The organism is Dehalococcoidia bacterium (genome assembly GCA_028711995.1).
In the GTDB taxonomy this organism is placed as follows: Bacteria; Chloroflexota; Dehalococcoidia; order SZUA-161; family SpSt-899; genus JAQTRE01.
This window is the reverse complement of the sequence record JAQTRE010000150.1, coordinates 1-6,940: the sequence shown is the minus strand read 5'-3', so window position 1 is coordinate 6,940 and position 6,940 is coordinate 1. Positions and strand designations below refer to the sequence as shown.

Annotated in this window: 9 protein-coding genes and 1 pseudogene; 5 read left to right on the top strand and 5 right to left on the bottom strand. The window is 49.6% G+C overall.

Annotated elements, in window-relative coordinates; all coding sequences use genetic code 11:
* Positions 1-214 precede the first annotated feature (214 nt).
* The 3 genes from PHV74_14090 to PHV74_14080 form a co-directional block, all read right to left on the bottom strand.
* Complete coding sequence (locus PHV74_14090) at positions 215-751, bottom strand: N-acetyltransferase (GenBank protein ID MDD5095486.1); 537 nt, start codon at positions 749-751, stop codon at positions 215-217.
* 170 nt (positions 752-921) lie between these two features.
* On the bottom strand, positions 922-1,776 hold the full coding sequence (locus PHV74_14085; protein ID MDD5095485.1) for a hypothetical protein: 855 nt from the start codon (positions 1,774-1,776) through the stop codon (positions 922-924).
* Positions 1,777-1,894: 118 nt separating this feature from the next.
* Positions 1,895-2,032 carry a hypothetical protein gene (locus tag PHV74_14080; GenBank protein ID MDD5095484.1) on the bottom strand — a complete coding sequence of 46 codons (138 nt, stop codon included), beginning with the start codon at positions 2,030-2,032 and terminating at the stop codon, positions 1,895-1,897.
* 222 nt (positions 2,033-2,254) lie between these two features.
* Between PHV74_14080 and PHV74_14075 the strand changes: the two genes are divergently transcribed.
* The 3 genes from PHV74_14075 to PHV74_14065 all read left to right on the top strand — a co-directional run bounded on the left by PHV74_14075 (position 2,255) and on the right by PHV74_14065 (position 5,584).
* On the top strand, positions 2,255-4,570 hold the full coding sequence (locus PHV74_14075; protein ID MDD5095483.1) for an RHS repeat-associated core domain-containing protein: 2,316 nt from the start codon (positions 2,255-2,257) through the stop codon (positions 4,568-4,570).
* Between the two features lie 5 nt (positions 4,571-4,575).
* On the top strand, positions 4,576-4,968 hold the full coding sequence (locus tag PHV74_14070; protein MDD5095482.1) for a hypothetical protein: 393 nt from the start codon (positions 4,576-4,578) through the stop codon (positions 4,966-4,968).
* 412 nt (positions 4,969-5,380) lie between these two features.
* A complete protein-coding gene (locus PHV74_14065; protein ID MDD5095481.1) occupies positions 5,381-5,584 on the top strand; it encodes a hypothetical protein in 204 nt (67 codons plus the stop codon).
* 13 nt (positions 5,585-5,597) lie between these two features.
* Here the strand turns inward: PHV74_14065 and PHV74_14060 are convergent, their stop codons facing one another.
* Together PHV74_14060 and PHV74_14055 are read right to left on the bottom strand one after the other, a co-directional pair.
* The gene (locus tag PHV74_14060) at positions 5,598-5,909 is read right to left on the bottom strand and encodes a type II toxin-antitoxin system PemK/MazF family toxin (GenBank protein MDD5095480.1); all 312 of its coding nucleotides are present in this window, start codon (positions 5,907-5,909) and stop codon (positions 5,598-5,600) included.
* A complete protein-coding gene (locus tag PHV74_14055) occupies positions 5,906-6,124 on the bottom strand; it encodes a ribbon-helix-helix domain-containing protein (GenBank protein MDD5095479.1) in 219 nt (72 codons plus the stop codon). Before PHV74_14055 ends, PHV74_14060 begins: the two co-directional genes overlap by 4 nt.
* A gap of 308 nt (positions 6,125-6,432) precedes the next feature.
* Here PHV74_14055 and PHV74_14050 point away from each other — a divergent pair.
* Together PHV74_14050 and PHV74_14045 are read left to right on the top strand one after the other, a co-directional pair.
* Positions 6,433-6,561: pseudogene (locus tag PHV74_14050) on the top strand (RHS repeat-associated core domain-containing protein).
* A gap of 205 nt (positions 6,562-6,766) precedes the next feature.
* Entirely contained in the window at positions 6,767-6,907 is a 141-nt protein-coding gene (locus tag PHV74_14045) for a hypothetical protein (protein MDD5095478.1), read from the top strand.
* The last annotated feature ends 33 nt before the right edge of the window (positions 6,908-6,940 follow it).

Sequence of the window (6,940 nt, the reverse complement as noted above, 5' to 3'; positions counted from 1 at the left end):
CCAGGCAGTTCTCCTCCAGATGCTTGGGCTGCACCTCCCTCAGCGAATGAAAATTAAAGCAATGTAGTACCAACTTTACGTTCGGGAGAAGCACCTGTCAGCTTCGAAACTGCGGAAGTTGGGCTAGGAGAAAGAAGCCTCATCCTATTATCCCCGTCAAGATGTTCGGTTTTCCTACTCCTTTGCCTGTCCCATTATCGCTGACGATCTGCACTCATAATCGTCGCCACATGACTATTGCATCATATGCGGGTTTTGATTCAGGGGTAAAGAAGTCTTCGATTCTATACAATTCCGTAAAACCTTGCTTCACATAAATTGGATGCGCATGAATCCAAGTCTCGCCGACGATCAATATCGCCTCGGTGCAACCGAGAGATTGAGCAAGCTGAAGTGACCGCCCGAACATTTCTTGTCCTATTCCTCTCCTGCGATAATTTGGGAGGACACCCATTGAGGATATGTAAAAGACAGGACCAGTTGGGCTGTGTTTTTTACCTATTTGCTGATCTAAAGAGAAATCATATCTTCTATCTCCCTGTCTTTCCCACCGTTCGGACGACAAATAGGCTATACCTCGCCTTCCGACGTTATCCAGAGCGAACAGAAACCCCTCAGGGAATTGTCGTATCCGACTTTCAAACACCTCTTTGGATTCTATTACTCCCGGATCGAAACAAGCATATTCAATCTCCATGATGGCCTTCATGTCGGAAAGGTCGGCCGTTCTGATTTCAAGATTCTCATTCAACTTGACACCTCATGACTCACTTCTTGTTTCTCCTTTTTGTGCGACCCAACATACGACCCAAGATCAAGAATATCGCGTCGGCAAAAACAGACAGACCAACATTCTGAACCCAAGCCACCGGCAGATTACGATGCAAGACTTCGATCCCATATACATTCATCGAACCGGTACTACCTGTTTGCAGCAATGAAAGTAAGGTGGCTACTGTTGTGAAACCCGCAAGAAAAAAGAGGACGTCTCTTATCACGAAATCTGTATTCTGTTGCATCTCGTCCCTCAGGCCCTGCAATACATTCAAATACATTCAACTTATCACGCGCCACCTCAATATGCTGATTTAGTTGGGTTCGGTCATTCAGTTGCTCTATGAATTTCGCGTGATCATAGTACTTGGTGAATCGCCCAGGATTCGTTGCATTCAAGATATGATTCAGCTCGCTCTTTGAGCTGACTATGATCTTATGTGCTTTTCTAGATCCCAGCGCCCTGTTTTTCCACACGCTTGAGATTACGTATTCGAAGTGCGCCTCCGATCTGCAGAGTAGCACTTTAAATATTAACACTAGCTGCAGCGAGTGGATGTAATCGTCTTCTACCCATGATGGACGATTCGGCATATGAATGAATGCGTGATTGGAGCTAACAAATACGATGTCCTCGGGAGATGACATGATATTCGCCAAGTTCATGGTTGCAAGCTCTGTGTCTGTATACCGCCTATATGCGTAGGAATCGTCAAGTGTCGCTCTGTCTGCATGCAATGGCTCAGCCAGCGTTGCCAACTGCGTCGGCGCAACCGCCTTCAGATGAGTAAATGACAGATCACCAGAATCCGCCGTTACACTGTAGGGAATCGCACAGGAAAACCACGTTTCGTGGAACGTATGTTCGATATCAACACGCCCACTATGCTTATGTCTCAACCTCACTACAGAGCTGATCATATCTCCTATTGAATCAATCAATTGTTCTGTACCATAATTAACCAGTCCACCGTATTTGCCCGATTTTCCCACTGTTCTCACTTGATAATAGCAAACATGGGGAGAATTCAAGGTTTGCAGTAGACGTAATTGGTCAACAGATTGTAATTATGAACAACTGACGGGTTGCAGTGCTACAGGCATTGTGACCGCTTCCGGGCTACATAACACGGTTGGCGGTTTCATTGCATTTACTTGCTCGTATGAGGTGCTTCTGGATTGCAGCGCCGGTGGAGATGTGGCTGTATCTGGCGATGACAACATGGTTGGCGGATTCGTTGGGTATACCTGTGATCATGAACAGCTGACCGATTGCAGAGCCACCGGAGATGTGATTGTATCCGGCATTGGTAACACTGTGGGAGGATTTTCTGGATTCACGTGTGGCGATGAGTCTTATACAAGGTGCATTGCTACTGGAAGGGTTTCTAATAATGGAAATCAGAGCGACGTTGGTGGTTTTGCAGGATTCACATGTGGTAGTACAAAAATATTAAATTGCTATGCAATAGGTCCAGTCGTGTTATCTGGGAATAATGGCTCGGTTGGCGGTTTTGTGGGTTTCGAAGATGGCTGGAGCGGGGCTTTGTATCAAAATTGCTACGCGACGGGTCATGTTGAAAACACCGGAACTGGCAATTCCGCTAACGGTTTTGGCTCGAAGCAGGGAGAGTCCTCTATTGATGCCTGTTTTTGGGATATGGAAACGTCTGGGATGGACTTCTCCCAACTGGGTACTGGAAAATCAACAGCCGAGATGAAAACGAAATCGACATTTACACTAGCTGGCTGGGATTTCGGCACCGTCTGGAATATGGACGGGGTGACCAACGACGGCTATCCCTTCGTTCGGGGCACTGAGCCAGAGACTCCAGTGACAATCGCAGAAACCACCTTCACCTACGATGAACGCGGCCGCCTTCATGAGGAGTCCCTCACCTATGACGGTCAAACCTACACTACCATATATGATTACGACAGCGCCGACCGCCTCAAAACGGTCACCTATCCCAATCAGCAAGGGGAGATGGTGGAGCAAGACTACAGCGATCGCGGTCTGCCGAAGACCCTCAAGTTCGAAGGCACCGATGACTATCTGGTGAGTGATATGCAGTACAACCCGCTGGGCCAGGTGAAACAGATCGATCTAGGCGACGTCGACCTGAACAACGTGGTTCGGACCATCTATGGCTACTGGGGCGTTGGCGGAGACAACGATAACCCCGGCGGTTACTATGGCAATCTCTGGCGCATCCGTACCACCAAAGATGGCAATCCCTTACAGGACATCGAGCACACCTGGGACGCCAGCAGCAACCTCACCCAGCGGCACAACGTAGTAACCGGGGAGACGGAGACCTTCACTTACGACTTCCTGGACCGGATCAAAACAGCCGCGGCCAGCGGCGGTTCGACGTCATACAGCCGGAGCTATGGATATGACAAACTGGGCAACATCCAATCGGCCAACGGCCGGACCTATCTTTACGAGGATCCGGCCCACAAGCACGCCGTTACCTCGGCTGGTACAAATTCCTACACCTACGACGCCAATGGCAACATGGAGCAGAGGGTTTCCCATAACCAGAAACTGCAGTGGGATGAAGAAAACAGGCTGGTCAAGGTCACCAATCTGGATGACATGCAAACACAAGCCACCTTTGCCTACGATGCCTTCGGCGACCGGCTATTGAAGGAAGAGAATGGCGAGAGAGTCCTCTACGTCAACTCCTACTTCGAGAAGAACCTCACCACTGGCAAGGAAACCTCCCATTACTACCTCGGCGGGCAGGAAGTGGCCTTCAGGAAGGTCACCGATGACGGCTCATCCACGCTAGAGTATGTCCATACCGATCATCTGGGAAGCACAGTCTTCACCACAGACAGCAATGGGGGCCGGATCAGCCTGGAGCAGGACCAGCAGTATTATCCGTTTGGCTCCAAACGCCAGGATACCGACCCGCTGCTGGATACGGATAAGAAGTTCACCGGCCAGAGGCTTGACCAAACCGGCTTATACTTCTATAATGCCAGATATTACGATGCGGAGATTGGCCGGTTCATCAGCGCGGACACCATTGTCCCGAATCCTGCCGATCCCCAGAACTTTAACAGATACACATACTGTCTCAACAACCCGCTGAAATACACCGACCCGAGCGGGCACTTCCTGGATACGCTGTTTGATATCGGCAGCGCTGTTTATGATGTCTATACCATCATTAAATATCCCACCGATTGGGAAAACTGGGCAGCATTAGGCGCTGACATCGGTTGTGCTTTTATCCCATTCGTTGCTGGTGGCGGTGTGGCAGTCAGAGGAGCTACCCATGCCGATGAGGCCTATGATGTCTACAGGGGAATTAATCAGGCGGATAATGCATATAGAGCAGTCAATGCTGGAGGCGATGCTGCGAGGATAGGCGGAGCGAATGTTGTAAATGAGGTATCTCAAGCTGCTGTCATGCGACAACTGCGACAAAGCGGGACAAGAGAATCATTGGCAACTGCATCCTTGATAAAGCGTGGCAAAGTTCGACTAAACTTTGTGGCAACTGATCCATTCCGTATGGGAGCTGCAGGTCGCGCATCTTGGGCACCTGGTCGTGATGTTTATATTGCAATGGACAAGGTAAGAAACGCAAGGCGTGCAGCAGGGATTGCTGCCCACGAATCTCGCCATATTCTTCAAGGTATAACCCCTGACACGTACAGGCTGATGCATGAGCTTGATGCATATCAATGGCAAAGGGCAGCTGGATTCCTGAATGCTACAGATCAGCAGATAATTCATAACTTGAACACCAATCCACTATATAGTCATGTTTCCTGGTGACATTCATGATAGAGATGAAAAAACAAAAATGTCCTAATTGCGCGAGTTCTGAGTTTGTACTTGTAGAGCAGCGTGGTCATCTGCAAATGTTACGTTGTGCTCGCTGTGGAACCGAAATCAATACGCGTGTATATCCAGATGAAGATTTCGCTGATACAGAACATGTCGAAGTGACATTACTCTGGAATGTAAAAGAGCCTACTGCCTCAGATATAGTCTCGTTGAGGCAACTCGTACCAAATGCAGCCTCTGTCTCGATCAATGGACTTCTTATAGAGATAAAGCAGACTCGCAAATGGTATGCTGGTAGGTATTCAATGTATCATGCAGAGCAGCTTCAAAAGAAAGCAGAATCTCTTGGATGGCTTGTGGATAAGACCTCTACATTGCTAGAGTGATCCTTGAAATCAAAAATGAATTGTTCGGCAAACAAGGCCTAGTTCTCCCACCACTCGCCCCGGCAAGTTGGGCCACGGCCGGGAGCGTCTTTCGGGGTGGTGCCCTACTGGGACGCACTGACGCTTTTATGTTAGGGGTACGGGTTGGAAGGGTTGGGAGCGAAAGCTTACACATAAATCTCGTTAGTGCGTGGGGTGGTTGGGTTCCCCTCCGCTGCCGGGTGTGGGCCTGACTTGCCGGGATTGGGCAACCGAGACCTGCGCTTGATATTGGACCTGCCGTGGGGTATCATAATCCCCCACAGTATTAGAGGTAGGGTGGATGCCAAATCCACCATCACAAAATACAGAAGAGGCTGGATTCCTCCGGCCTCTCTAGTCGCTGCCGTCCTTCTCCTTTCCTTGAATACGAATGGTCCCACTTACCATAACTGGTTATGGTAAGGCTGCTGTGGCCCGAGGCGTGGAATATCACCGCAGAGGGCGCAGAGGGCACGGAGGGAAAAATAGTCTACATCTCTGTGTGCTCCGTGATCTCTGCGGTTTTCCTTTCGTCCCTGCCGAGCCTCTGGTGGAGCAGCACTATGCGGAAAAAGGAAGCAAGGCAGCCAAATAGAGACCGAGGGTATTCACAGATTGAGGGCAAACAGAATCGCTTTACGGACTTCCTGCATCTTATCCTCAGAGAGGGTCATGATGAGCGAGCCCACTTTGCCTTTTGATACTGTTTGAATGTGGTCGAAGTTAATGGCACAATCTTGTGTCATGCCATCGTGCTTACTCAGGAACACTTCGCTGGGGATATCTCTGATGGTGGAAGTTATCGGGGCAACAGTCACTTCTCCGAGGTACTCGGAAATAGAGTCACGGGTCAGGATTAAAACAGGCCGTTTCTTATCGGGAGCCTTGAACTTGTACCATCTGACCTCTCCCTGTTTCATTTGTCTCCCCAGTCCTGTTCCTCTTCCCAGTCGATGAACTCCTCTTTGGTTACGGGATGAGCCGCATAACCCTTGCGGTGGTTCTCTTCAAGGCGGCTGATCTTGATGCGATCCAGGGCGGTTTGGAGCGCACTGCGCGTGAAAGCAGAGCGAGTGGTATTGAGTTCCCTAACCACTTCGTCAACGGCTTCAACCAGGTTCTCATCTAATGTCATCTGGATGGTCTTCAAAGGCATCCCCCTGCAGTTACATTGATTGATATAGCTATTCTAATCCACATCCGATACCATGTCAATGCCAGTCTCTTGCAATTCTTGTCTCATTTGTCTATCGTATGAGGTAAGACGACGGGCTTAAGCTCGTTCTTTAACAAATGCATATCGGCCTTGGCGGATTGGGGGCCGAAAACTCGCATCGGGGGTCAAGCTGAAAAAGCGGCGGTCTTGCGTCCCGGCCGAGGGGGGGTAGCCCCAAAATCGTATCCGGCTGAGGGGGATGTGGCTACGATCTTGCGGCAGGTTCAATTGTTGCCAGATATTACGATGTCGAGATCGGCCGGTTCATCAGCGCGGATACCATTGTTCCCAATCCCGCCGATCCGCAGAACTTTAACAGATACACATACTGCCTCAACAACCCACTGAGGTATACCGATCCCAGCGGGGAGTTCCTCATTCCCCTTGCGATTATTGCTGCGGTTGCTTTTACAGCTATCAATGTTGGTGGTACAGCATATGATGTCCATACCTTTGCCAATGATCCTTCATGGCAAAACGCGGGCTGGCTCGCACTTGGCATCCTCGATCCAACGGAACTCAACAGGTTGAGATATGCTCGCCCATTCTTGAGGTACGGCGATGAAACAATCCAGACCTGGAACGAGTTCCAAAAGGCAACCAAAGGGATATATGGCGTTCCTGCAAAAAGGTAGCGCCTTGGTATTGAAGCTGATATTGGGATGCGATAGACTCAAGTTGAGGCTATTCGACTTGAGGTGAAGGGATGTTCAGAGAGAACCACAGGCATAAGCA